Annotated in this window: 24 protein-coding genes; all 24 read right to left on the reverse strand. The window is 38.6% G+C overall.

What is annotated here, in order from left to right; all coding sequences use genetic code 11:
• Positions 1-96: 96 nt before the first annotated feature.
• The gene (locus tag MN204_RS03450; RefSeq protein WP_249869694.1) at positions 97-243 is read right to left on the reverse strand and encodes a hypothetical protein; all 147 of its coding nucleotides are present in this window, start codon (positions 241-243) and stop codon (positions 97-99) included.
• 5 nt (positions 244-248) lie between these two features.
• On the reverse strand, positions 249-482 hold the full coding sequence (locus MN204_RS03455; RefSeq protein WP_249869695.1) for a hypothetical protein: 234 nt from the start codon (positions 480-482) through the stop codon (positions 249-251).
• Between the two features lie 33 nt (positions 483-515).
• Positions 516-1280 carry an enoyl-CoA hydratase/isomerase family protein gene (locus tag MN204_RS03460; RefSeq protein ID WP_249869696.1) on the reverse strand — a complete coding sequence of 255 codons (765 nt, stop codon included), beginning with the start codon at positions 1278-1280 and terminating at the stop codon, positions 516-518.
• Positions 1281-1365: 85 nt separating this feature from the next.
• Positions 1366-2592 (reverse strand): acyl-CoA dehydrogenase family protein, encoded by a 1227-nt coding sequence (locus MN204_RS03465; protein ID WP_249869697.1) that lies wholly within the window; start codon positions 2590-2592, stop codon positions 1366-1368.
• Positions 2593-2633: 41 nt separating this feature from the next.
• A complete protein-coding gene (locus tag MN204_RS03470; protein ID WP_249869698.1) occupies positions 2634-3803 on the reverse strand; it encodes an acyl-CoA dehydrogenase family protein in 1170 nt (389 codons plus the stop codon).
• Positions 3804-3947: 144 nt separating this feature from the next.
• Positions 3948-5108 (reverse strand): thiolase C-terminal domain-containing protein, encoded by a 1161-nt coding sequence (locus MN204_RS03475; protein ID WP_249869699.1) that lies wholly within the window; start codon positions 5106-5108, stop codon positions 3948-3950.
• A 25-nt stretch (positions 5109-5133) separates the two neighbouring features.
• Positions 5134-5565 (reverse strand): Zn-ribbon domain-containing OB-fold protein, encoded by a 432-nt coding sequence (locus MN204_RS03480; protein WP_249869700.1) that lies wholly within the window; start codon positions 5563-5565, stop codon positions 5134-5136.
• Between the two features lie 120 nt (positions 5566-5685).
• Complete coding sequence (locus MN204_RS03485) at positions 5686-6543, reverse strand: hypothetical protein (RefSeq protein ID WP_249869701.1); 858 nt, start codon at positions 6541-6543, stop codon at positions 5686-5688.
• Positions 6544-6592: 49 nt separating this feature from the next.
• Positions 6593-7378, reverse strand: a complete 786-nt coding sequence (locus MN204_RS03490; protein ID WP_249869702.1) for a cupin domain-containing protein — start codon at positions 7376-7378, stop codon at positions 6593-6595.
• Positions 7379-7644: 266 nt separating this feature from the next.
• Complete coding sequence (locus tag MN204_RS03495; RefSeq protein WP_249869703.1) at positions 7645-8331, reverse strand: GntR family transcriptional regulator; 687 nt, start codon at positions 8329-8331, stop codon at positions 7645-7647.
• Between the two features lie 562 nt (positions 8332-8893).
• The gene (gene glnA / locus MN204_RS03500) at positions 8894-10231 is read right to left on the reverse strand and encodes a type I glutamate--ammonia ligase (protein ID WP_249869704.1); all 1338 of its coding nucleotides are present in this window, start codon (positions 10229-10231) and stop codon (positions 8894-8896) included.
• 87 nt (positions 10232-10318) lie between these two features.
• Complete coding sequence (locus MN204_RS03505; RefSeq protein ID WP_249870225.1) at positions 10319-10687, reverse strand: MerR family transcriptional regulator; 369 nt, start codon at positions 10685-10687, stop codon at positions 10319-10321.
• 234 nt (positions 10688-10921) lie between these two features.
• Entirely contained in the window at positions 10922-12163 is a 1242-nt protein-coding gene (locus MN204_RS03510) for a methionine gamma-lyase family protein (protein WP_249869705.1), read from the reverse strand.
• A 6-nt stretch (positions 12164-12169) separates the two neighbouring features.
• Positions 12170-13408 carry a GTPase HflX gene (gene hflX, locus MN204_RS03515; protein WP_249869706.1) on the reverse strand — a complete coding sequence of 413 codons (1239 nt, stop codon included), beginning with the start codon at positions 13406-13408 and terminating at the stop codon, positions 12170-12172.
• Between the two features lie 141 nt (positions 13409-13549).
• Positions 13550-14482, reverse strand: coding sequence for a stage V sporulation protein K (gene spoVK, locus MN204_RS03520; protein WP_249869707.1), 933 nt, complete (start codon positions 14480-14482; stop codon positions 13550-13552).
• A gap of 927 nt (positions 14483-15409) precedes the next feature.
• Positions 15410-15634, reverse strand: a complete 225-nt coding sequence (gene hfq / locus MN204_RS03525; protein WP_067730166.1) for an RNA chaperone Hfq — start codon at positions 15632-15634, stop codon at positions 15410-15412.
• A gap of 46 nt (positions 15635-15680) precedes the next feature.
• Positions 15681-16610: a tRNA (adenosine(37)-N6)-dimethylallyltransferase MiaA gene (gene miaA, locus MN204_RS03530; RefSeq protein WP_249869708.1), complete on the reverse strand. Its 930-nt coding sequence runs from the start codon at positions 16608-16610 to the stop codon at positions 15681-15683.
• A 28-nt stretch (positions 16611-16638) separates the two neighbouring features.
• A complete protein-coding gene (locus tag MN204_RS03535; RefSeq protein WP_249869709.1) occupies positions 16639-17088 on the reverse strand; it encodes a Dps family protein in 450 nt (149 codons plus the stop codon).
• Positions 17089-17191: 103 nt separating this feature from the next.
• On the reverse strand, positions 17192-19045 hold the full coding sequence (gene mutL / locus MN204_RS03540) for a DNA mismatch repair endonuclease MutL (protein WP_249869710.1): 1854 nt from the start codon (positions 19043-19045) through the stop codon (positions 17192-17194).
• 23 nt (positions 19046-19068) lie between these two features.
• Entirely contained in the window at positions 19069-21645 is a 2577-nt protein-coding gene (mutS, locus tag MN204_RS03545; protein ID WP_249869711.1) for a DNA mismatch repair protein MutS, read from the reverse strand.
• A 181-nt stretch (positions 21646-21826) separates the two neighbouring features.
• The gene (locus MN204_RS03550) at positions 21827-22393 is read right to left on the reverse strand and encodes an outer spore coat protein CotE (protein ID WP_249869712.1); all 567 of its coding nucleotides are present in this window, start codon (positions 22391-22393) and stop codon (positions 21827-21829) included.
• Positions 22394-22631: 238 nt separating this feature from the next.
• Positions 22632-23060, reverse strand: a complete 429-nt coding sequence (locus MN204_RS03555; protein ID WP_249869713.1) for a YlbF/YmcA family competence regulator — start codon at positions 23058-23060, stop codon at positions 22632-22634.
• Position 23061: 1 nt separating this feature from the next.
• A complete protein-coding gene (gene miaB / locus MN204_RS03560; protein ID WP_249869714.1) occupies positions 23062-24618 on the reverse strand; it encodes a tRNA (N6-isopentenyl adenosine(37)-C2)-methylthiotransferase MiaB in 1557 nt (518 codons plus the stop codon).
• A gap of 155 nt (positions 24619-24773) precedes the next feature.
• Positions 24774-25034 (reverse strand): stage V sporulation protein S, encoded by a 261-nt coding sequence (locus MN204_RS03565; RefSeq protein WP_010649201.1) that lies wholly within the window; start codon positions 25032-25034, stop codon positions 24774-24776.
• Between the last annotated feature and the right edge of the window lie 14 nt (positions 25035-25048).

Consider the following 25048-nt stretch of genomic DNA (forward strand, 5'->3'; position numbering starts at 1 on the left):
TTGCTGGCAATTCCAAAGCTGTTAACTGCTTTCACAATACCTTCAATTCCACCTACTATTTTACTTTCATCCAGACTTTATATTAACGATTGTATTTTATTTTCCAATAAAGTTTGGCTCACGTTTTTCAGCAAAGGCCCTCGGTTCTTCTTTTGCATCCTCTGTATTGAATATTCTGGCAGATAAATACGAATCCCAGTAAAACGCTTGACTCATAGGTAAATCCAGAGAACGAATAGCCATTTCTTTTATCGCTCGAACAGCAAGCGGCCCGTTATGTGCAGTGCATTCGCAAAAAGAACTAATTTATGATTGAGTTTTTCAAACGTAATTCTATGGCCTTCATAAATATAGGCAGCATGACTACTAAAATGATTTGCACTATCTTTCAAAATTGCCCCAACTGGAAATTCGGGATAATCAATAATCCTTGGTAAGTATTGATTATATATTCTCTCTTCTGTCCAAAGATACTTCCCCATTCTCCAACATCAACTTTTTTCAATGGTTGCTATTTATTTCATTTTAAAGTTAGGTTTTCGCTTCTCTGCAAAGGCTTTAGGTCCTTCTTTTGCATCCTCTGTACTGAATATTCTGGCGGATAGATAAGAATCCCAGTAAAATGCTTGACTCATAGGTAAATCCAGAGAACGAATAGCCATTTCTTTTATCGCTCGAACAGCAAGTGGACCATTATTGGCAATTTTTTCAGCGTATTCTTCAGCAGTTTCCATTAACTTCTCTTTAGGGACAACCTTATTAATTAATCCCATCTCATAAGCTTCTTGAGCAGTAAAGTGATCTCCTGTTAAAATGACTTCCATTGCACGAGCCCATGGTAAGTGTCTAACTAATCTAACTACCGAGCCACCTGCCGGATAAAGTGACCATTTAGCTTCTGATAAACCAAAACGGGCATGTTCCGCTGCAACTCTAATATCTGTCCCATTCATCATTTCTACTCCACCTGCTAAACACCAGCCGTTTACTGCAGTGATGATCGGCTTATATACATTTGAAAACCAACGTTGGTCACTAACTTCTATAGGACGTTCACCACTCGACATCTTAGGAACCAACTTTTTTAAATCTGCTCCTGCACAGAAGGCTTTATCGCCTGCTCCAGTTAGAATCGCAACTCTTAACGAATCGTCTTTATTATATTCATCGAAGGTTGCATGTAACTCATCTTTTGTTTCGGGAGCTAATGAATTCATGGCCTCAGGACGATTGATTGTAACGTATAAAATATGATTTTTCTTCTCAACTATTAATGACATTATAATCCCTCCGTATTGATAGTTTTGATATTTATAAGTTATTTAAATATATAATATTGAAATTTATTCTGATTTCAATATTTTTTTACACATCATATATATCGATTTTTCTGAAAATAGTGTTTCTATATAGATTGCTATTCTCTGATTTCACTTTCAATGTTTCTTTTACAGGTGTAATCAGTTCAGAAAGTCTTTTTAGATGATAATCATACGTACCAAATGATAACTCTGTTGCTTTCGAACGATTTGAATACAGATACAATCCAGAGTCTAATGCAAATCCCATACCAGCCCATAGTTGGTGTGCCATTAATGTGGTTGATTTATATGTCTCGCTCACAAACGCTTTCGCAATAGCTAACTCCTGTTCTGCTTCTAACCCTTCAGATAGCATCCATATTGCTTGATAACTTGCTAATTGCGAACCTTCTACTTCTGCTAGCATATTTGCTAAATGATGCTGAACTGCCTGAAAACTTCCTATAGGAACGCCGAATTGTTTTCGTTCAGAGACATAATCGACAGTCATATCCAAAACTTTTCGTGCACCACCAGCCATCTCCATACATTGTAACGCTGTTGCTTTTTTTCTAGCAATCTCAATACTTTGGGCTATCGTTTCGGTCTGTTCAATACCGTCTCCTAATACTTTGCTATCATCTAACTCAATATTATTAAAATTCACTACACTTTGAGAGTCATTTCCAAATGTGTTCATCGACTTTAAGGTTACACCGTGGTCTTCTGGACGGACAATAAAAGTCATGAGACCTTCGCCCCTCGAATCATCCTCTTTACGAGCGATGACTAGGATTATATCAGCTGTATCTGCATTGCTAACAAATGCTTTTGTTCCATTCAGTACCCAACGATCCTGTAATTTCTTCGCCGTAGTTTGAAAGTATTCAGGTTTGTTTATAGCGTCAGGCTCGGCAAATGCGATGGTACCCATTATGCTGCCTTCAACAATCTGTGAGAGAATTGATTCCTTCTGCTCCTCATTACCAAGTTGTTCAATCAGCAGGGATGCATAAACGGTGCTATAAAATGTTGTCGGAAGTAATGCCCTTCCAGCTTCTTCATAAATAATCCCCAAATCAAACAGCGAGCCGCCAATACCACCATATTGTTCATCAATTACAACACCTAGCCATCCCATATCAGATATCTTCTTCCACACATCCGCTGAATGCTTCGAGATAATGGAATGCTGTTCTTCATTCACTAAATCAAACGTAAATTCCTTTTCAAAGAAATTTCGAGCTGTTTTTTGCAACATGGATTGTTCTTCCGTAAAATTCAAATCCATAAAATGATACCCCCTTTAAACCAAACCATATTTAAAACATCTTATTTACGTGGCAGACTCAAGCCACGTTGTGCTACTATATTTCGCATGACTTCATTAGTTCCTCCCCCAAAGCGACGCAGCGGTACTGCACGGTAGAATCCTGCAATTGTCTTATAGAGAGGATCCGTTTCGTCATCATTCAACTGACCATATAATTCAAATATCTGAGTTGCATAGTCCACAACTCTTGCAGACAATTCTGTAGTATAGATTTTAGACATAGATGAAAATGAAGAAATATCCTGACCAACATCCTGCATCCAAGCAGCTTTAAAACTGAATAAGCGTGCTATTTCAATTTCCATTTTAAGCTCAGAAAGTCGTTGTTTTACCTCAGATCGATTAATTAATAACTCTCCGTCACGCTCTGTTCGATTACAATATTCTACTAATTCGTCATATAGCCGCCAAATATGTGAACCTATGCCTATAGTAAAGCGTTCCGTATTGAGTGCAGAGGTGATAATATTCCAGCCTTGATTCATTTCTCCTATTAGAAAATCTTTTGGAATAAGTACATTTTCAAAAAACACTTCATTTACTCGGTGATCCCAAGTTTTTATCTCGACTACTGTAATACCAGGAGTATTCATAGGAACAACAAAGATGGAAATGCCTTTGTGTTTAGGAGCATTTAGGTCTGTTCGAGCAGCCAACCATTGATGTGTCGCACGGTGACCTCTCGTATTCCAAATTTTGTGACCATTTATTACCCATTCATCCCCGTCAAGTTCCGCACGGGTACGAAGACTGGCAAGATCTGTCCCTGAATCAGGCTCAGAATAACTCATAGATGGTATGATTTCACCATTCATAAATTTAGGTAACCATGTTTTTTTATTTTCCTCTGTACCTTTTTTTATAATGGCGTTTGCAGCATATTCCATAAACTTCAGCTCCTGATCAGGAGCATGATTGTATCGCATTTCTTCAATAAAAATAAGTCTGTCAATGGCACTCTTATTTAAACCACCATATTCTTTTGGCCAATTCAGTCCTTGCCAACCTTTTTTAATAACTTTTTGTAAATAGGCTTTTTCCAATGGACCAGGTTGTTTATCGTCATTTTCTTTAACTTCAGCAAGAAGTTCTGGTGTCACATTTTCTTTTATAAAACTACGAACTTCTTGTTGCCAAGCTAATTGTTCTTCCGTCAATTGAAAATTCATTTTTTACCTCCTTGAAATAGGGAGCACTTCCATCTTTTTTGTTATATTACTAAAAATGGCAGCGTTTTGACCTTCTTCAGAAAGTCCTAACTTATATTAATTATTTTTCTATATTGCTCCTTTTTTTGAATGATACAATACTTCTTAATTGTGTAAAATGCTTATGGAGCCATCACCGAAGTCGCCATAGCCTGTAACAAGACCAATATGAGCATCCTTAACCTGGGCTTTACCAGCGTCACCTCGTAGTTGTCTGACAGTCTCCACAACGTGGTTCATTCCTAGGACGTGTGCTTGAGATAACAAGCCCCCATGAGTGTTTACTGGCAGTTCTCCCCCCAGAGAGATACGACCATCTTTAACAAAATCCGGGGCCTCTCCTCTCGCACAAAATCCGATTTCTTCAAGCTGCCGAAGAACTGTAACTGTAAAACAATCATAGATTTCGGCAAAATCTATCTCATTTAGAGTAACACCTGCCATTTCTAACGCACGAGGAGCCGCCTTAGAAATTCCCATATGGAGCATATCAGGGCGACTAGTTATATCATCAGGCACATCGGCATGCCCTTCGGCACCTCCTGCTATATAAACTGGTTTATGATTTCCAGTTATTCCTGCTTTTGTAACGAGAACTGCTGCTGCTCCATCTGTTTGCAAACTAATGTCAAATAAATGAAATGGCGATGCCAAAATTGGTGAAGAACGATACTGCTCACTCGTTAACGGTCTTCCTCCCATTACTGCGTTTTGATTTAAATGAGCATGTTCACGAGTCGTTAGCGCAATTGTCTCCATTCCCTTTGGATCCGCTTTTGTTTCATGAAAATAGCGAGTGGCTTGCGTACTATACCATTGTATTGGTACTAAAAGTCCTGCTGGAAACTCTAAATCTCTCCGGATTTCTGTCGCAGGCATACGTACCAATCTTTCCGATGGATCAGATTTTACAGTTCCAGAATAACCCGTCCATCCTGTTGCTACAATCACCCTTTCAGCTATACCAGCAGCAATTAGTCCGGCTGCTTGCATTACCCCGGACACAGAACTTGCTCCACCTATGTGTATATGAGAATGGAATTTCAAATCACGGATTCCCAACGCTCCAATAAAATCCTCATTGGTAGGTTTGTCCTTTTTCACAGCCATAATTACACCATCTACTGATTGTGATTCAATCCCAGCATCATCACAAGCTAATTTTGCTGCTTCTAAAATAAGCTGTTTTTCACTCTTATCTGTTCCTCTCACATACTCCGTTTCACCAATTCCAAGTACCACAGCCTTATCTGTTATATTCCCCATTCTTAACACCCCCATATTTGCGCAATTATTTAGTATTATCTTTTACCCAGGTTAATACCGATACGTCTTTATTCTCATGATTAAAGGATGCCTTCATTGGCATATCTACCTCTATTGACTCCACATCATCAGCAAAATAACTTCCCAACATTCGAACTCCATCCTCTAACTCGACAGCGACAACCGCATATGGGAGCTTGTCTTTAAACCACGGATCAAATGCCCGATACATAATAGAATAGGTGAAAACTTTTCCAGATTGTTGTACTTCCTTCCAATCTAATGAATTACCTTGGCATTTGTAACAAAAATCCCGTGGCGGCCACTGAACGTGCCCGCATTCAGTACAGTTCTGTACCATTAACTTGTTTTCTTGAAGTCCTTTAAAATACGGGCCATACAATTTATTTTCTTCGATATGTGGTAAAGGTCGTGAGATTCGGGATACGTTAACCATATAAACTCTCCTTTTTATTAACCTGCTATTATTTCATGGAATGATGGTTTTTAATAATAATCTTTTCAATTCATAGAAAGATTATTGTCAGCTTAGCTAAATTTTTATATTTTCATAACCCTATGATTTTAACATTAGCTTCGCAGCTTCTTTTGCTGTTTGTCCGACTTGTATTCCTTTTGCTTCAGCAGTTTTATTCACGGCGGAAATAACACCGTTTTCATATGTTTCCATCGGATACCCGATGCGTGCTGAATCCGTAGAAACCGTAGCAGCCATAATTCCGTGGTTATCTAATTCCCACAGTCCTTCAACCCCTGAATTGTCCTTCCCTTTTCCTGCGTCATTGCAAATTACTCCCTTCGGATTAATCTCCAATGCATAAAGCGCCATCGTTTTTCCACCGTGCGAAGCCACGCAGAATACGTCGTCTGGATGTTCTCCTACAACACGGGATGTAGACCAACACAAGCAGACTTTGCCATCTGGTGTATCTACACTATGCGTTTCTTCGTCCACCCGATTACTAAGATCAATTTGTCTTCCGGGTTTTCCTTTAAGCATAAGGTGTGCGGCCTCCTCACCACTTTGCCCTGGAGTTACTCCTAATGCTTTTGCAGCATTATTACAACGGCTTACACTCCCAGTAAGCAATGTCGCTCCATCACCAACACGAGCTTCCATTGTAGCGATTGCTGCAGCAGGGACGCTATATTCATCCGCAATCATAAGCCCACCAATGCCCGCTTCATCTTTTCCAGGTCCAGCTTCATGGGCAATCCATCCTTTGGCACCTTGGCGTAAAGGAAGAACTCCAGTCGGAACACCGGCAAAAGAGGCTCCAAGGACAACATCATTTGTCCAAAGTCCCTTTTCAAAGGAAGTGAGTGAGTTTCCTACCATTATGCGTCCATTCTTACCCGAAAAATATTCAACTGCCTCAAAGCCCTCAATTTTTAAGGTTTCATTTTTATTCATTGTTCCACCCCTTTAAATTATCTTATGAAATTGCAGCGTTCCTTTATCATTAATCATCAAGATTGATAACAATATTACCGGGGTTCCTGGCCGTAACAAACTCAACTGTATTAGTGTCACTTTCATTACGTTCAATATGTGGCAAGAACGGGGGTACACGCACAAAGTCCCCAGGACCAAATTCTTCATACTCCTCATAATCATCTCCGAAAAGAATCCGAGTTTTACCGCTGATTATGAAACCACCTGTTTCAGCAATACCATGAGTGTGTGCCCCCGAATCCATCGCGGGATGACCTGTTACACGTCCAATCCAAAAGTTAGTCGATTGAATGCCGGTTCTTCTCGGCATGTTTCGTGTTTGGTTAGTTGAATCGTCTAATTCTGATGCTTTAACTATCGAAATTCCTTGGTCCCCCTCAGTACTTTGAGGAATTTCGACCTTTTCGTCTGTATCAACGTATACCACTTGGATAGATGGAACCATGAAGGTGACAAACTCAAGCGTTTCGTTACTACTTAAGTTTTTATAGATATACGGATGGTAAGGTGGTATATGAATAAAATCTCCCTCATTAACTTCTACAGACACTTCAAAGTTTCCACCATATAATAGAAGAGCCTTTCCTTTCAATACATAGTGGGCGGTATCAGATTCATTATGATGGAGTGCTGCAGATTCGGCACCTGGTTCTGCTACGATACTTCCCATCCAAATTTTTTCTCCTTTAACACCAGCATTCCAAGTTATGTTTAAATCCTGTGTTGTTTCAACTATTAACTCATCTCTCTTTGTAATACCGAGTCGACGTTGATCCACTTTACTGTTTGACATAGTTTCACCTCTAATTAATAAGATATATTTCAACATTGCTATTCTAGATTATTCTTCTTAACGACAACTTTAACTTCAACTCAGTTTTCTAATTTTTTTAATTACCTTAAATGTCTTAAATTAATAAGCGAACTTTCCAAGACATTGATAACTAATCATTCATATTTTTCAAGCGCTTTCATTAAGCTTAAAAATTGATAAACAGATGATGCTACGACTCTCAATTTAATTCCACTTATCTGATTCATAAGAAAAATATAATAAAACTATATAGGATTATTCTCTTCAACTACCTTTATGTGCCGTAATAATTCCTCTCCAGATTCGTGGATATGTTTTTTAATTTCACTTGCTGCTATATTTGCATCACCTTCTTCTATCGTTCGGATTAAGTCTGCATGCAATTGAATTAATGAATCATAATTTTTATAACGTTTCTCAATAGTAAAAGATGAATAGACCAAAACACGGTATTTCAGCGGACTCCAGGCTCTATACAAATATTCATGTTCAGCTGCACGAACAAGTTGTTCATGAAAATTCATATCCATTTCTGCAATATTCAGCGCATTACATGATCTCACTGTTTCTACTAACTCATCATAATGAGACCAGAGCCTTTCCATAGTTTCCTCTTTAAAAAACTCAATGACTCTTCTAACAGCAAATTCTTCAAGAGTCGCCCGTAGAGTACATACTTCCCATATTTCTTTATGATTTAGATCCATTACAAACGTACCTCTATAAGGTATATTATTAACTAAACCTTCTTGCGTCAGTGTACTCAAGGCTTCACGAACCGGTCCACGGCTTATATCTAATGCTTGAGCAAGTTCAGCCTCTACAATTCTTTCTCCAGGTTTTAAATGTCCATTTGCAATTGCATAGACAACTTGTTCTATCACTTGATTACGAAGACTTTGTGGGCGTTTAGGCTTTTTCCAAATTTCCAATGTTATCTACCCCTATATCATTCTTAATATCTAATATTCATATTTTTAAACTTAAAACCTAATATAAAACCCCTATTATCTAGGTTTCAAATATAAGGAATTTGTCACCATCACCTTCTTTATATTTTAAAGTTTTTAATTTGTAATTCGTCTCCTTTATTTTGAATTTTCGAATTGTTAACAGTAGTATTGTTCTCAATTAATAGATTATATTATTTTGTTTTATATGTCAATAACAAATAGTAAATATTTTCAGATTATTAAAACAACGACATTTAATTCAAAAGTTTTTAGATTCACGTAATTATTTCACTTCATCGGGTGCTGATATGAAATATGTTTAAACGAGATTAGGACATGGAAGCTATCAAATTACGGCCGACGTCTATTGCCATGTTTCAAATAAAATGGAACAAAAAAATACCGCCCAATTTGAAGCATATCTGGACGATATTTTAAAATAAATTTTTTTACTCTTTTTTGGGGGTGATTTGGGAGTGGATCAATTAAATAGTCACTAATTATGGATAGCACCCCCAGCACAAACCCTATCACACCAAGCTTAGTAATTCGTCAAATACTGCTCACGTTCCCACGGATGTACAGTAGTACGGAACATATCCCACTCAATTTCTTTTGCTTCGATAAAGTGTTCAAATAAATGCTCCCCTAGAGATTCCACCATAATTTCATCCTTCTGTAATAAATTTAAAGCTTCCATAAGGGTTGATGGCAGATCCTGAATGCCATTTGCTTCACGTTCAGCTTTATCCATTACATAAATATTACGATCAATTGCCTCCGGTGCTTCCATTTTGTTCTGTACACCATCTAGCCCACTAGCCAGCAATACAGCCAATGCCATGTATGGATTTGCGGCAGGATCCACACTGCGCACCTCAATACGAGTACTGATGCCTCTGGAGCTAGGTACTCGGATTAAAGGACTACGGTTAGAACCAGACCACGCAACGTAGCACGGAGCTTCGTATCCAGGTACCAGACGCTTATATGAATTAACTATCGGGTTCGTTACAGCCGTAAAGTTTGTCGCATGCTTTAGAACTCCCGCAAGAAAACTGAACGCTGTATCACTCAATTGCATTTCTCCATTTTCAGAGAAAAATGCATTTTCTCCATTTCTGAACAAGGACATGTTCACATGCATTCCTGACCCGTTCACACCGAACAATGGTTTTGGCATAAATGTCGCGTGCAGATTATGCTTTCTGGCGATTGTTTTTACGACGAGTTTGAACGTTTGAATATCATCTGCATGCTTAACGGCATCCGAATATTTAAAGTCAATTTCGTGCTGTCCTGGAGCAACTTCATGGTGAGACGCTTCAATTTCAAAGCCCATTTCTTCAAGTTCAAGAACAATATCACGGCGGCAATTTTCACCTAAATCAGTAGGTGCCAAATCGAAATATCCACCATGGTCATTCAATTCAAGCGTCGGATTTCCTTTTTCATCCAGTTTAAATAGGAAGAATTCAGGTTCGGTTCCAATATTAAAAGCATCAAATCCAAGCTCTTCCATTTTTTTCAAGTTACGTTTCAAGTTATATCTTGGGCAACCTTCAAATGGAGTGCCATCCGGATTGTAAATATCACAGATAAAACGTGCTACTTTACCTTTTTCAGATGTCCACGGAAATACTACAAATGTATCTAGGTCAGGGTATAAATGCATATCCGATTCTTCAATACGCACAAATCCTTCGATGGAGGAACCGTCAAACATCATTTTATTGTCCAACGCTTTATCAAGTTGGCTTAGAGGGATTTCCACGTTTTTGATATTGCCCAGCATATCCGTAAACTGCAAGCGGATAAACCTTACATTCTCCTCTTTAATTTGTTGAATGATTGCTTCTCTTGTAAATTTCTCTCCCATTCCGTTTCCTCCTAAAATTTTTAATAAGTATTTAATTCAGAAAAACGCTGCCTTACATGATTGATGAAGGTTTGTTTTTCTAATACTTTATCCATTATTAACAAAAAATCTTGAAAGTTCACCCTGTCTTAAACTTGTTCTTCCCAATCTGCCAGCCTCATTTAGTTCATTTCGCAAAATTGACCTTAGCTCCTTGTCGGATAAATCGGAATTGCTCACTTTACTTTTTTCTACTTTTATTTCTTCTGCGAGCAAGAGTTTTATGCCGGCCATATTCAGACCTTTATCAAGCAGATCTTTAATTTCAAGTAGCTTGTCAACATCATTGAAGGAAAATAAACGCTGATTTCCGGAAGTTCGTTCTGGTGTAATCAGTTCATTTTCTTCATAATATCTAATTTGTCTGGCCGTCAGTTCAGTCAACTTCATAACGGTACCGATTGAGAACAAGGGCATCGAACGACGATCCTGATCATTCAAAAAATAACCCCCTCGTACTTGATTAGAAAACTTGGCAACTGTCTAAGCCTTTGAGCAAGTGCCTTCGTTCCACTTATGCAAGTAAGGAAGTATATCATTTCTTACTTGTTAAAATAAATTATAAATTATGTAAGGTTATATGTCAATCATATGTTAGCTTATCTCACATATAATTTTATGACATCTTCTGACTATAAAGGTGTACCCTTTTTATCTTTTGAGGAAACCTCTTTCCAGTAACATTTTGACAGATTCCCGCAATGCGATTTTGATATGGGCATATGTAAGTCCACCTTGCACAAATGCAGTATACGGTTCCCTAATCGGCCCATCGGCGGACAACTCGATACTGGCACCTTGTATGAAAGTTCCAGCAGCCATAATGACTTTATCTTCATATCCAGGCATTTCACTCGGATATGGGGTCACATAGGAATTCACGGGAGAATTTTGCTGTATCGCCTGGCAAAACGCTATCATTTGATCAGCTTCCTCAAAAGTCACCGACTGGATTAAATCTGTACGTTTTTCCATGTACCCTGGAGAGGTGGTAAACCCAGTCAATTCCAGAAATCTTGCTGTTAGTATGGCTCCTTTAAGTGCTTCCCCGACGATATGGGGTGCGAGGAAAAATCCCTGATACATTTCTTGAAGCATGTTAAGTGTGGCGCCGGTTTCTTTGCCAAGACCCGGAGCAGTGAGTCGGTTTGCACATTGGTTAATCAGCTCATGACTACCTACAATATAACCGCCCGCCCTTACGATGCCCCCACCTGGATTTTTAATTAACGAACCAGCGATAATGTCAGCACCAACATGAAGCGGTTCCTTAACTTCAACAAATTCTCCATAGCAATTATCGACAAAAATAATGATGTCTTTATTTATTTCTTTAATAAATCGGACCATTTCTCCGATTTCATCAATCGTAAAAGATGGTCTGCTATCGTATCCTTTCGAACGCTGGATTCCAATGACCTTCGTTTGCTCATTAATGGAATTTTTAATTTGCGGATAATCCACATAACCATCTTCCCTTAACGCAACTTCATGATACTTAATCTGGAAATCACGTAATGAGCCTGTATTGCTTCCACGCTTTCCAATTACTTCCTCTAACGTATCATAAGGCTTTCCTGTAATATAAATCAGTTCATCATCCGGACGCAAAAGACCGAACAACACTGTCGTAATTGCGTGTGTTCCGGAAACAATCTGGGGTCTCACCAGTGCGTCCTCACCTCCAAAAACATCCGCATAAACTGCTTCCAATGCTTCTCGTCCTAGATCATCATATCCGTATCCGCTCGTGGACTGAAAATGGCTGTCACTGATTCTGTTTTTAATAAATGCATCAAGAACTCTTTTCTGGTTTGTTTCCACAATGGTATTTACTAATTGATGCTGTTCTCTGCAATCTGATTCAGCCTGGCTTATCAATGTTTCAATCATGTTAGATTATTGCTCCTTTAGTAAACTGTTCAATGAATGATTTTCTCTAATATAACCACTTATAACATAGTTGTTTTCTTCTTCATTAAAAGCCTTATTTTTTATGATTGTTTCTGAACTGATCTTATTAATCAATTTTCCTTCTTCTGGATTCAGAACAATCGTAAACGAATCCCAATCTTCCTTTAGAATTTCTTCTATCCGCTGCAAAACTGCTTGAATATCATTTTTGTCAAAAGCACTCATCAGCATATAGGGATGATTTATTGGAATAAAATCATCCTTTATTAAATCCTTTTTATTGTATAAGGTAAGCATAGGCAGGTTCTGGGCGTCCAGTTCTTCGAGCAGCCGATTGACCGTATCTTGCTGCTGTGCCTGATCCGGGTGGGACCCGTCCACCACATGCAACAGAAAATCCGACTCTGTCACCTCTTCCAACGTAGACCGGAATGAAGCGATTAGCGACGTCGGCAGTTCCTGCAAAAAACCAACTGTATCTGTTACGAGACACTCAAAACCTGAAGACATTCTGATTTTTCTTGTCAGAGGATCCAGTGTTGCGAATAAAAGGTTTTCCTCCAAAGAATCACTGTTTGTTAGCCGATTAAACAATGTTGATTTCCCTGCATTGGTATAACCAACGATAGCGATTTGGAATACATCATTATTATTCCTGCGTTTACGATATTGTTCCCTTTGCTTTACAACCAATTTCAGTCTTCGTTTAATATCATAAATCCGCCTGCTTATATGGCGCTTGTCCGATTCCAATTTAGTTTCACCAGGTCCCCTTGTCCCAATGCCGCCTCCAAGTCTTGACATTGCAACACCTTGACCATGGAGTCTTGGCAGCATGTATTCCAATTGGGCAAGCTCAACCTGCAGCTTACCCTCTTTTGTTCTTGCACGCATTGCAAAAATATCTAAAATGAGCTGACTTCTATCAATAATTCTTACACCTAAATGGTCAGTAAGATTCCTCATTTGACCTGCAGAAAGTTCATCATTTGATATAACAAGATCAATATCCTCTTCATCAATCATTTCTTTTATCTCAGCGATTTTACCCTCGCCAATATAAGTAGCAGGATGGATTCTGTTTCTCTTTTGTGTCACGACGAGCTCCACCGTTCCTCCTGCCGTTTTTCCTAATGAAATTAGCTCCTCCAGGGAAGATTGAAATCGATCTTCCGTTTGATTGTTTCGCTTTACTGCAATGATAAGTATTTTTTCTAGGGACATGGACAGACCTCTTTCTATATTGCATTCTAAAGACGTTATGAAACGAAAGTCCTAAAGTTCCATTCCTTCATCTAATGCGATTTATGCCACATTTAAGCTTAAGCTAATCATAACAAATAATGCTTTTGAAATAAAATAACACTAACTATTCGTCCGGTCGCGGTCAAGCTGCAAGTCATTTCCTGTCAATAGAACAAGGTCTTTGGAAGAATAGCTGTTTTGTTTTAAGAGTCTTACAGCATGCATACGTATCGCCCGCTCAATAACATTCCTCACATACCTTGCATTGGAGAAGTTCCTTGATTTATGCTGTACCTTCTTGTAAAGATGATTTCTTAGCTCCCATTCCGCTTCCTTTGACAAATTATATTCTCTCTCCGCAGCCATTCGATTAGCAATTTCCATCAACTGGTCAACTTCATAATCATCAAATTCCAAAATAAAAGGAAAACGTGACTCCAATCCGGGATTAAATGTCAAAAAACGATTCATCTCAGACGGATAACCAGCAAGTATAAGGACAAAATCTTCATGATTATCTTCCATATGTTTGACAAGTGTATCAATCGCTTCTTTTCCGAAATCTTTTTCCCCACCCCTAGCCAAGGAATAGGCTTCATCGATAAATAGAATTCCCCCCATTGCCTTTTGGATAATGGCGCGGGTTTTTTGCGCTGTTTGACCTATATATTCCCCAACCAAATCAGCTCTTTCCGCTTCGATAAAATGACCTTTGGAAAGAATGTTCATTTCATAATAAATGCTGGCCAGCTTCCTTGCTACAGTAGTCTTCCCGGTACCTGGATTTCCTTTAAAAAGCATATGGAGCACCTGTTTGGAATCTTTTAAACCCATCTCTTTACGCTTTTCGTTTATTAAGAGGCTTGCGTAAATCTCTTTTATCGAGTTTTTCAAATTAGTCATACCTACAAATGAAGAAAATTCATGATCAATATGTTTGAATGGACTGTTTTCAGTAGAGTGAACCTTGCTTTTTTGCTGAAAATCAACATTCTCGCGTTCTTGTAATACAATATTGATTTTCCCATTCTTATATCCATGAACCTGTGCCATTATAAAATCACCCCTCATTCTTCCACAGTATACGCAAAAGCCTATAAAGGGGTGACAAATGCCCAGGTGTAAAAATCATTTCTAGTTTATGTAATTTACTCTACTGTCGCATAGTGATATTGACAAATAAACCTTGGTAAAATTAGGCGGTTTGGAAATACACTGCATAAGTTGACTTTGAATTAACGCTTAGGCTTCAGCGCAGTTGATATAAAATGCGACATAACTTCAATGTTAAATGTAAAGCACTTGTAATGGAAAATAGTTTTTCAGGCAACCGCAGCCCGTATACACTTCGCTTTCCACGGGCGGCTGGTGAGCCCCTTCAAGAATCACGCATTTCAGTGTCTCACCTATGCCTTTCCTCCCGTTGGAGTCTACGTGTATACGGGCTGCTGATATGGTAGTTCTTTCAAAAAAGAAATCTCAACAAGAACGATTGAAGCTTTTGGATCTACTTTAATTGAATCCAGCATTTTTATAACAAGCTTAAAGATCTATTGAATCATTACCTTCACTATTCCTATATTGCTTTAGGCGGACGCGTAGGAGTAATTGGCAGCAATCTTCTAACCAGCTCTGGGGAATAAACGGAGACTTCTGCGGGAGCAGAGGCATCGGTGAGACAGCGCAGCGCTTTAGCGCAAGTTGGCTCACCAGCCGCCCGCGAAAAGCGTAGTTTATTCCCCAGAGCGGTAGCCGAAGCTACTTATCCCGCGTCGCAGCTTATATCAAACCCAATTGTAATTAATTAAGTTACTTCGGAGTTCACAAAAAATGCTTAGCAGATAAAGCAATAATTACGAGAACCAGCCTTATTTTATTAAAATGCAGAGCGATTATGGCCTCCTAGGTTTAACCTATTATACTGGTGCGAAAGTTTAATCATTTAAAAACGGACGCTCTATAAGCGCCCGTGTTATATAATTATTCTTTTTCAAGAGTTACGTTTTTAACCGGTGCAAATGTTGAAATAGCATGTTTAAAAATAAGCTGCTGTTTTCCATCTGTTTCCAGTAAGATTGTAAAATTATCAAAAGCTTTCACAATACCCCTTAATTGAAATCCATTTGTCAAAAAGACAGTAACCGAGATATGATTTTTTCTTAATTGGTTTAAATACTGGTCCTGGATATTTACTGTTTGAGCCATTACTACGTTCCTCCTCTTTTCTATCTGTATTAAAGTAATTCTACCATTATTTCAAAATTCCTGCTAAATCTTCAAAAATAATTCCAAATTTTTCATTAATTGTCTCAGGTGTTACGGAATACCAGGTTACATCCATTTTATTTTTGAACCAGGTAAACTGCCTTTTGGCATATCTTCTTGAGTTACGTTTTAATAATTCAATTGTTTCATCAAGGCTTTGCACGCCTTCAAAATAGGGAATGAACTCCTTATACCCAATCGCTTTCATCGATGGACATGCATGATATCCTTTTTCATACAAATCTCTGACTTCTTCTAATAAACCTTCCGCCATCATGACATCTACGCGTTCATTAATTCGATTATATAGGAGGTCCCTATCCATTTCCAATCCAAGTAACATCGGTTCATAAGGGGATTCGATCGTTTGGGCTTTCTGATACTCCGTCATTGTCTTTCCAGTTGATTCATAGATTTCAAGCGCACGGATTACTCGCCTGTGATTGTTCGGGTGTATTTTATTAGCCTGTTCAGGGTCAATCTTCACCAAACGGTTATATAAGGGCATTATTCCACTAGAGGCAATGCTTTCCTCCATTTCCCTCGTTAAATCATGATCCCTTTTCATTGTGGAGAAATTATAATCATAAAGTGTGGACTGGATGTAAAGACCACTTCCACCAACAATAATCGGCAGTTTGCCACGTGATGTAATTTCAGTTATGTATGTTTGTACATTTTCTTTGAAATCAGCAGCAGAGAACTCCTCATTCGGATCTCTGATATCAATCATATGATGCTCAATCCCCTGCATCTCAACCGGTTTGATCTTTGCTGTCCCTATATCAAATCCTTTGTATACTTGCATGGAATCCCCACTGATGATTTCACCATTGAATCGTTTTGCAAGCTCAATGCTCAGTTTTGTTTTTCCGACAGCGGTTGGTCCCACAATAGCAATTACTTTTTTTTTCATTAGTTTAGTATTCCCCTATATCTCTTTTTTATTCATATGCAGAATACGCTTTTAACATCCAAATATCCTTCTCGAGACTTCCCTTTAGATTTGTGAGCATATCTGCAGTCGGGTCATCTTTTGCTTCATCAGCAAGTGGAATTCCCAATTTATTGATTTCTGAAACGATTTGTTCAAAGTCCTGTAACAGCTGTGCGATGATTTCCATCTCCTTATCATCGGCATTCGCTTCCTCCAAGGTGGATTCCTTTAGATATTTACGCATCGTTGCAAGTGGTTTACCATTAATCATTAAGATTCTCTCGGCTATTTGATCGAGGTCTGCTGCGAAACGAGTATACATTTCTTCAAATTTTTCATGCAGAATGAAGAAGTTCCTGCCTTGTACAAACCAGTGATAGCGATGTAATTTAACATACAAAACAAAGTAATTGGAAAGCATTTGATTTAAAAAATTGATCAGTTTCTGGTTATCCAATTTCCACACCTCGCATTTTTAAAACGAAAAAGATATTTTCAACCGTATATCCCTATCGTTTATAGAACTATTTTCGGCGGTATATGGAAATTTTATACATCTATTACATAATCCGTTTGAACATTTTTTCCAGTTCATATGTGGAGAAATGGACAATGATCGGTCTTCCGTGCGGACATGTAAATGGGTCCGTTGTTTTGCGTAAATCCTCCAGTAATCGAAACATCTCATCCTGATTCAAATAATGGTTTGCTTTAATCGAACGTTTACAGGACATTAGGATTGCAGCTTCCTCCCTGATTGATTCCACATTCACTTTTTCCTCATTCATAATCTGATCAATCATTTCCCGGATTACTTCCTCCTCGAATCCGGTTGGAAACCAGTTTGGATGGGACCGAATAATATAGGTCTGATTACCGAATTGCTCCAAATATAAACCTACTTTTTCAAGATCTTCCTTATATTCTTCAATAAAAAGTGACTCCTGTTTGGAAAACTCAAACGTCATCGGCAATAGCAGTTCTTGAGATTCATTGGTTGGTCTACCTAGCTTTTCCTTGAAAAATTCATATTTGATTCGTTCCTGTGCAGCATGCTGGTCAACCATATAAAGGCCATTTTCATTTTGTGCCATGATATAAGTACCTTGCAGCTGTCCAATCGGATACAAGGTAGGTACACGGGGTTTAGCCATTTCCTCCGGTAGATCTGATTGAGCTTGTACATTGGCCATCTCATTATTTCCGCTGATGGAAGGAGTTGTTTCTTCTGTGATACTTCCACTATCATCAGAAGCAGGAATTTCACTCCACTGAACTGTATTATCACCTGTATCCTCATGAATCACGTTATGATTTTCCTGCCATCCTTCCCCTTCAAATGAGTCTTTCTTGATTGGTCTATCAAAGTCCAATGTATTCTGAAATGTTTTTTCTTTTAGTTTCGGTTTTTGTTCCAGTTCAGGGATCAGAGTAATTTCCCGAAATTTTGTTTTAATTGTTCGTTCGATGGCTGCATACAATTCCCTGTCCTTGCTGAAGCGGACTTCGAGCTTTGCCGGATGTACATTGACATCCACCAGTATGGGGTCCATATCAATAGCGAGAACGACAATGGGTGACCGTCCAATTGGCAGCAGTGTATGATACCCGCGAAGGATTGCTTGGGTCAATGCAACATTTCTAATATAGCGGCCATTGATAATGGTAGATACATATGCCCTCGACGCCCTTGTGATTTCTGGCTTGGCAATGTAGCCCTCAATTGAAAAATCAAGGGTTTTATGTTTTACCGGCAACATCTTTTTAGCTACATTCATTCCGTAGATTTGTGAGATGACCTGCAACAAATCTCCAGTGCCTGACGTTTTAAATAAGCCTTTTCCATTATGTGTCGCCTCAAATCGTATTTCCGGATGAGAGAGAGCCATCCTGTTCAGAAGATCGGTGACATGGCCTAATTCCGTGTTCAGGCTTTTCATATATTTTAGTCTGGCGGGTGTATTGAAGAAAAGATCTTCAACAGTAATCTCCGTTCCCTTTCTCGCATCACTTTTCTTTTTCTCGAGTACTTTTCCACCTTCCAAAGATAAATAGGTACCAGCACTGTCACCTTGGGACGTCTTGATTGTCAGTCGGCTTACAGATGCGATACTTGCTAATGCTTCTCCTCGGAACCCCAGTGTCCTTATATGAAATAAATCTGTTTCATTTCTAATTTTACTTGTTGCATGCCTCAGAAAAGCTTTATCCGTATCCTCTTCTGACAGACCATCACCATTATCTGTGATCCTGATGGACTGTAATCCAGCTTCTGCGATGTCAATTTTAATCCACGTACTGTTTGCATCAATACTATTCTCGACAAGTTCCTTTACTACAGATGAGGGGCGTTCAACAACTTCCCCAGCAGCTATTTTATTTGCCAGCGCATCTGACATCTGAATGATACTCATGCAAACAATCCCTTCCTTTCATACTAATGCTTTATCCGTTTCTGAAGACGGTATAATTCATTCATAGCTTCCATTGGAGTCATCTCGAATAAATTCATTTCCTTCAGATCGTTAATTACTTTTTCATTATTGGCTGGTTGCTTTTCATTCTTTACCTTTTTACTTTCATCGACAAAGAAGGACAGCTGACCCGCTTCTATTTTGTCAGTAATCGGTGCGGGTTTATCATCATTTTCCAATTGCTTCAGAATTTCCGCTGCCCTTTCGATCAAAGCGTCTGGAAGTTCAGCAAGTTTTGCGACATGGATACCATAACTCTGATCCGCTGCACCTTCTTTAATTTGATGTAAAAAAACGACATTTCCTTCATGTTCTTCCGCTCGGACATGAATGTTCTTTAAATTGGATAACGTGTCCTCCAATGCCGTCAACTCATGATAATGGGTTGAAAATAGAGTCTTGGCATGAATATTATTATGAATATACTCTACAATAGCCTGTGCCAGTGCCATCCCATCATATGTGCTTGTCCCACGGCCTATTTCATCAAGTAAAATAAGACTTCGGTCTGTTGCATTCGCAATCGCATGATTTGCTTCAAGCATTTCGACCATAAATGTACTTTGCCCGGAAACAAGGTCATCTGCTGCACCGATACGGGTAAAGATTTGATCAAATATAATCAATTCCGCTTCATCACACGGGACAAAGCAGCCAATCTGACCCATAATTACCGTTAAAGCGAGTTGCCTCATATACGTACTCTTCCCTGACATATTTGGACCGGTAATCAGTAATATATTTTTGTTCTCATCCAGGACAATATCATTCGGCACAAACGATCCATCTCTCATCACTTGTTCAACAACAGGATGACGCCCATTTTTTATATTTAATTTGCTTTTCACAAATTGTGGCCGCTTATAATTGTTTGCTTCACTGACTGTAGCGAACCCTTGCAATACATCAACCTTGCTAACAACATCAGCAAGGTGCTGTAACTCGGGAATATGTTCCTTTATCTTCTCTCTAACTTCAATAAACAGCTTGTATTCGAGATCCACACTTTTTTCCTCTGCTTCCAGAATAAGTTCTTCTTTTTCTTTCAGTTCCGGAGTAATGTAGCGTTCGGCATTGGTCAGCGTTTGTTTTCGTTCGTATCTTCCTTCAGGTAATAAATGAAGATTTGCTTTTGTTACCTCAATATAATAGCCAAAGACACGATTAAATCCGATCTTTAACGTTTTAATATTTGTTTCTCTTTTTTCTTTTTGTTCAAGTTCAGCTATCCATTTTTTCCCATTTTTAGTTGCAAACCTATACTTATCCAACTGCTCATTATAGCCATCTTTTATAATGGCTCCTTCTTTTATCGAAATTGGAGGCTCTTCTACAAGACTCTCATCTAGTAAATCTACAACATGCGCTGGTGAATACAGCTCATCTGCCAATCTGCTTATTTCTTTCGAGCCAAATTGATTTAATGTACGCTTCAGATCGGGAATTCTCTGTAAGGAATGTTTTAACTGGATTAAATCTCTTGCATTCACGTTTCCGAAAGCGATTCTCCCGGCCAAACGTTCTAAATCGTAGACTGACTTTAAAATTTCACGTAACGTATCTCTCTCCATAAAACCATGATAGAAACCTTCCACTGCCTGAAGACGCTCTTCAATCAGTTTTTCATTGAGCAACGGCCTTTCCAGCCACTTTTTCAGCATACGGGAACCCATCGCTGTAGCTGTTTTGTCTAGAACCCATAATAAGCTCCCATGTTTTCCTTTTTTGATAATGGTTTCTGTAAGCTCCAAATTTCGTTTAGAATACATATCTAATGATAAATATTGATTAAGTTGAATGACCTCTGCCTTTTGAAGGTGATCAAGTGACCGTTTCTGTGTAAGCTGAATATAATTTAGCAGTCGGCTGAAGGCCTTCATGAGGCGTTCATCGTTCAGGTTCTCACTCAAGCCACGAAATTCAGCATGAAAGGTTACTTCATCCTGATAGGATAGTGTCACATTCAAACGTTCCTGCAGTTGCAACTGCAGCTCATCCGGGAGATTGGAAGAAATAACAATTTCTTTTATCGGCTGATTGTATAACTCATGGATGACTGCATCCCATCCATGGTTTATCAGTGTTAAGTGATTCTCACCGGTTGACAAGTCATTATAGACAATTACATAGGAACCATCGTTAAAATGGGAAAGGCTCGCAATGTAGTTATTCTCACTCTCTTTTAACATATTGCTTTCCATTACTGTACCGGGCGTAATTAGCTGAACAACTTCCCTCTTGACAACTCCCTTTGCAGTTTTAGGATCTTCCACCTGCTCACAAATTGCTACTTTATAACCTTTTTCAATTAATGTCTTTATGTAATTTTCAGCAGAGTGATAAGGTATCCCACACATCGGTATCGGATCACCTTTTGATCCCCCTCGTTTAGTTAGCGTGATTTCCAGTTCTCTTGAAGCATTAATTGCATCATCATAAAACATTTCATAGAAATCACCTAATCGGTAAAATAGAAATGCGTCTTTGTATTCCGCTTTGATTTTTATGTATTGTTCCATCATTGGTGTAAGCTTCGTCATTGTTTTTCCCCCAACTACTACCGTAAGAATTCTTCTCTAATTATAGCATAAAGTAAAATTTCAATCAGTGGGGAGGGTTCTTCTCCCCCACTGATTGTTAGTACCACAAGGGTATGATTGAATTTGTTAGAACATCCGCTTTAAAAGAAAAAACGAGAGTAAACAAACCCTCGTTCATTATCTAGTCTTTTTTATGGATGAAATCCGGCTTGACATCTTTAACTTCATCGTCTGTCAACTTGTAATCCCATGCATCGTCATCGTCTTCGTCATCTTTTTCCCATTTTGGATTAACTCTTACAAAGACTTTTGTATCACCAATAATCTGGACAACAAATTCACGTTCAATTTCTACAGTGACTTTGCTTCCACTGCCTGCAATTTTGCATTCTAGGCAATTCGGCTGTTGAATAACTTTTGCAATAACATCATATTCGTCATTGAGTGAGTTATCATCTTTCACGGATAGTGGGATAATGTCCGTGTATGCTACTCTTTCGGTAACCACCTCTGTCTTTGTATTATCATTGTAGGAATACCAGATGTTCACATCATAACTGCCGTTAATCTCGACTGTGTCTTCAGATTTTTTCTTAGCGTTATATAAATGATTGATCACCCAGCACCCTAAAATGCTTGAAGGCCTATGTGACGGAGAGATGGAATGGGATTCCTTTGAAAACTTTCGTCCTTTACCACAAACAGCTTTCGTTATGATTTCTCTATATTCTTTATCAAGAAAAGTCATGATTACTTTTACCTCCTCTTTTTTCATAGTCATTTTATGCAAGACAAATACCTAAAGTGCATAGCTTTCCAGAAAAGAAGTCGGGATAAGTGTCATGAAGGTTTTTTGCAGGTAGGAATATATTGCTTCCCTCTCTACAGAAGTGCAACAAAGACTGTCATCGAAAGGTTTGTTACAACGACGTGCATGTTTTCTAATAAAAATAAAAACCAGGCAGCTTTCCTGCCCGGTTTTTATGTTAGTGTGTACATCCAGATTTGTTTTTAGTCTTAGAACCAGTTTCACCGGCCAATACGTCACCGCCAGTTGATTCAATTACCTCGTTTGTTACTTCACGGGCAATTGTTTTGGAAACGAGCTGCAGCACATCGTTTACAACGATTTGCGTTTCCTTGAATTCTTGTACGATAGGGATATCATCGATTTCCGCCTGGAGACGATCAATCTCTTCTTCGACACGGGTCAAGGCCTCTTTTTTATCATAAGCCTGGAAATTAACAGCTTGCTTCTGGAGCGTTTTGATTTTTTGTATTAAGCTTTGAACTTTTTTGTTTTCATTAATTTTTGCTTCAACCTGTTTAAAACGGTCAATTTCTTCTGTACTAGCAAGCATACTTGCTAGTTTTTTTGCTTCATCCAATACTTCTTTACGGCTATATTCTGCCATGTTAGTTCACCTCAACTGTACTTTCCACCATCACACCATTTAAGGACCATGTTTTGGCTTCAGTTATTTTAACTTCTACAATTTTACCGATAGATGATTTTGGACCTTTGAAATTTACCAGTTTGTTTCTTTCGGTATACCCGGCAAGTACATCGGGATTTTTTTTGCTTTCCCCTTCGACAAGCACTTTTACTGTTTTGCCATCATATTTTTTCATGGATTCAGCAGATTGTTTGTTTACCAACTCATTCAACCGATATAGACGCTGCTTTTTAACTTCGTCAGGAACATCATCTTTTTTACGTGCTGCCGGTGTACCTTCACGTGGTGAATAAATATAGGTGTAAGCCGCTTCAAAGCCGACTTCCTCCATTAATGTCATTGTTTCCTCAAATTGCTCTTCCGTTTCATTCGGGAAACCTACAATAATATCCGTTGTCAATGTAGCATTCGGCATCGCTTTTCGAATCTTATGGACCAATTCCAAATACTCTTCTCTTGTATACTTACGATTCATTTTCTTAAGAATCTCGGTACTGCCAGATTGTACTGGTAAATGAATGTGATCAAGTAAATTCCCACCTTGCGCAAGAACTTCAATTAAACGATCATCGAAATCCCTTGGGTGTGAAGTTGTAAAGCGAACACGCGGAATGTCTATTTTATGGATATCGTTCATTAGATCACCAAGTCCGTACTCAAGATCCTCGAAGTCTTTGCCATACGCATTTACATTCTGGCCAAGCAATGTCACTTCCTGATATCCTTGTGCAACGAGATGACGTACTTCCTGAATAATATCTTCCGGACGTCGGCTTCGTTCTTTACCACGCGTCATTGGCACGATACAGTACGTACAGAACTTATCACAGCCGTACATAATGTTAACCCATGCTTTTATTTTCCCTTTTCGTACTTTTGGAAGATTTTCAATGACATCACCTTCCTTGGACCACACTTCCACAATCATTTCTTTGCCGAACAGAGCTTCTTTCACAAGTTGTGGCAAACGGTGAATATTATGCGTTCCAAAAATCAGGTCAATGTGTTGATGTTTCTTGAGAATTCGGTTTACGACAGACTCTTCTTGGGACATACATCCACAAACCCCAATAATCAAATCCGGTTTTTCCAGTTTTAATGGCTTCAAATGGCCAATCTCTCCAAACACTTTATTTTCAGCGTTTTCGCGGATTGCACACGTATTCAATAAGATGATATCTGCATCATCTGTGCTGGAGGTTGATTCATAACCCATTTCGGTTAAAATCCCTGCCATTACTTCGGTATCATGCTCATTCATCTGGCAACCATAGGTACGAATAAGGAATTTCTTACCCTTGCCAATGGTAGCCACATCCTCAGGAATCGAGAAATCATAATGAAATTGAATATCTTCCTTGCGGCGCTTCCTTGCTTTTTTTATATCAGGTGATTGAGGTTCATAGCTTGTTTGGAAATATTTAGCGATCATATCGTCACTTGATGTATTTTTAATACGATCAAAATTATCAGGTTGCTCTATTTGCGCTTGCTGTTTGCGTTGTTCTTCGTTCATCAGTAATCCCCTCTCTATATAAGCTTAAATTATATGTATAGGTATACAATAGTACAGTATAAAGCTTCTCTTTAAATTTAACAATACTTGTAGCCTTATCGCAAACAAAAAACCTCCCTATCATTCAGATAGGAAGGTTCCTGATATGTTGCATATTATCTAGGTTCAACGATTAATTTAATGGCCGTTCGTTCTTCATTATCAATTAAAATATCCGTAAACGCAGGAATACAAATTAAATCTACCCCACTTGGTGCAACAAACCCCCGTGCTATGGCTACTGCTTTAACAGACTGATTTAATGCACCCGCACCAATCGCCTGGATTTCTGCTGTGCCGCGCTCTCGTAAAACATTCGCAAGTGCACCTGCTACCGAATTTGGATTTGATTTTGCTGAAACTTTTAATACGTCCATTACTAGTACCTCCT

Source organism: Oceanobacillus saliphilus (genome assembly GCF_023522835.1).
In the GTDB taxonomy this organism is placed as follows: Bacteria; Bacillota; Bacilli; order Bacillales; family Amphibacillaceae; genus Oceanobacillus; species Oceanobacillus saliphilus.

Excerpts from the sequence above, each read along its gene's own strand:
- MN204_RS03450 (WP_249869694.1), bottom strand. The coding sequence starts at position 243 with ATGGCTATTCGTTCTCTGGATTTACCTATGAGTCAAGCGTTTTACTGG.
- MN204_RS03455 (WP_249869695.1), bottom strand. The coding sequence starts at position 482 with ATGGGGAAGTATCTTTGGACAGAAGAGAGAATATATAATCAATACTTA.
- MN204_RS03460 (WP_249869696.1), bottom strand. The coding sequence starts at position 1,280 with ATGTCATTAATAGTTGAGAAGAAAAATCATATTTTATACGTTACAATC.
- MN204_RS03465 (WP_249869697.1), bottom strand. The coding sequence starts at position 2,592 with ATGGATTTGAATTTTACGGAAGAACAATCCATGTTGCAAAAAACAGCT.
- MN204_RS03470 (WP_249869698.1), bottom strand. The coding sequence starts at position 3,803 with ATGAATTTTCAATTGACGGAAGAACAATTAGCTTGGCAACAAGAAGTT.
- MN204_RS03475 (WP_249869699.1), bottom strand. The coding sequence starts at position 5,108 with ATGGGGAATATAACAGATAAGGCTGTGGTACTTGGAATTGGTGAAACG.
- MN204_RS03480 (WP_249869700.1), bottom strand. The coding sequence starts at position 5,565 with ATGGTTAACGTATCCCGAATCTCACGACCTTTACCACATATCGAAGAA.
- MN204_RS03485 (WP_249869701.1), bottom strand. The coding sequence starts at position 6,543 with ATGAATAAAAATGAAACCTTAAAAATTGAGGGCTTTGAGGCAGTTGAA.
- MN204_RS03490 (WP_249869702.1), bottom strand. The coding sequence starts at position 7,378 with ATGTCAAACAGTAAAGTGGATCAACGTCGACTCGGTATTACAAAGAGA.
- glnA (WP_249869704.1), bottom strand. The coding sequence starts at position 10,231 with ATGGGAGAGAAATTTACAAGAGAAGCAATCATTCAACAAATTAAAGAG.
- MN204_RS03505 (WP_249870225.1), bottom strand. The coding sequence starts at position 10,687 with ATGCCCTTGTTCTCAATCGGTACCGTTATGAAGTTGACTGAACTGACG.
- MN204_RS03510 (WP_249869705.1), bottom strand. The coding sequence starts at position 12,163 with ATGATTGAAACATTGATAAGCCAGGCTGAATCAGATTGCAGAGAACAG.
- hflX (WP_249869706.1), bottom strand. The coding sequence starts at position 13,408 with ATGTCCCTAGAAAAAATACTTATCATTGCAGTAAAGCGAAACAATCAA.
- spoVK (WP_249869707.1), bottom strand. The coding sequence starts at position 14,482 with ATGGCACAGGTTCATGGATATAAGAATGGGAAAATCAATATTGTATTA.
- hfq (WP_067730166.1), bottom strand. The coding sequence starts at position 15,634 with ATGGCTCAAACAGTAAATATCCAGGACCAGTATTTAAACCAATTAAGA.
- miaA (WP_249869708.1), bottom strand. The coding sequence starts at position 16,610 with ATGAAAAAAAAAGTAATTGCTATTGTGGGACCAACCGCTGTCGGAAAA.
- mutL (WP_249869710.1), bottom strand. The coding sequence starts at position 19,045 with ATGAGTATCATTCAGATGTCAGATGCGCTGGCAAATAAAATAGCTGCT.
- mutS (WP_249869711.1), bottom strand. The coding sequence starts at position 21,645 with ATGACGAAGCTTACACCAATGATGGAACAATACATAAAAATCAAAGCG.
- MN204_RS03550 (WP_249869712.1), bottom strand. The coding sequence starts at position 22,393 with ATGACTTTTCTTGATAAAGAATATAGAGAAATCATAACGAAAGCTGTT.
- MN204_RS03555 (WP_249869713.1), bottom strand. The coding sequence starts at position 23,060 with ATGGCAGAATATAGCCGTAAAGAAGTATTGGATGAAGCAAAAAAACTA.
- miaB (WP_249869714.1), bottom strand. The coding sequence starts at position 24,618 with ATGAACGAAGAACAACGCAAACAGCAAGCGCAAATAGAGCAACCTGAT.
- MN204_RS03565 (WP_010649201.1), bottom strand. The coding sequence starts at position 25,034 with ATGGACGTATTAAAAGTTTCAGCAAAATCAAATCCAAATTCGGTAGCA.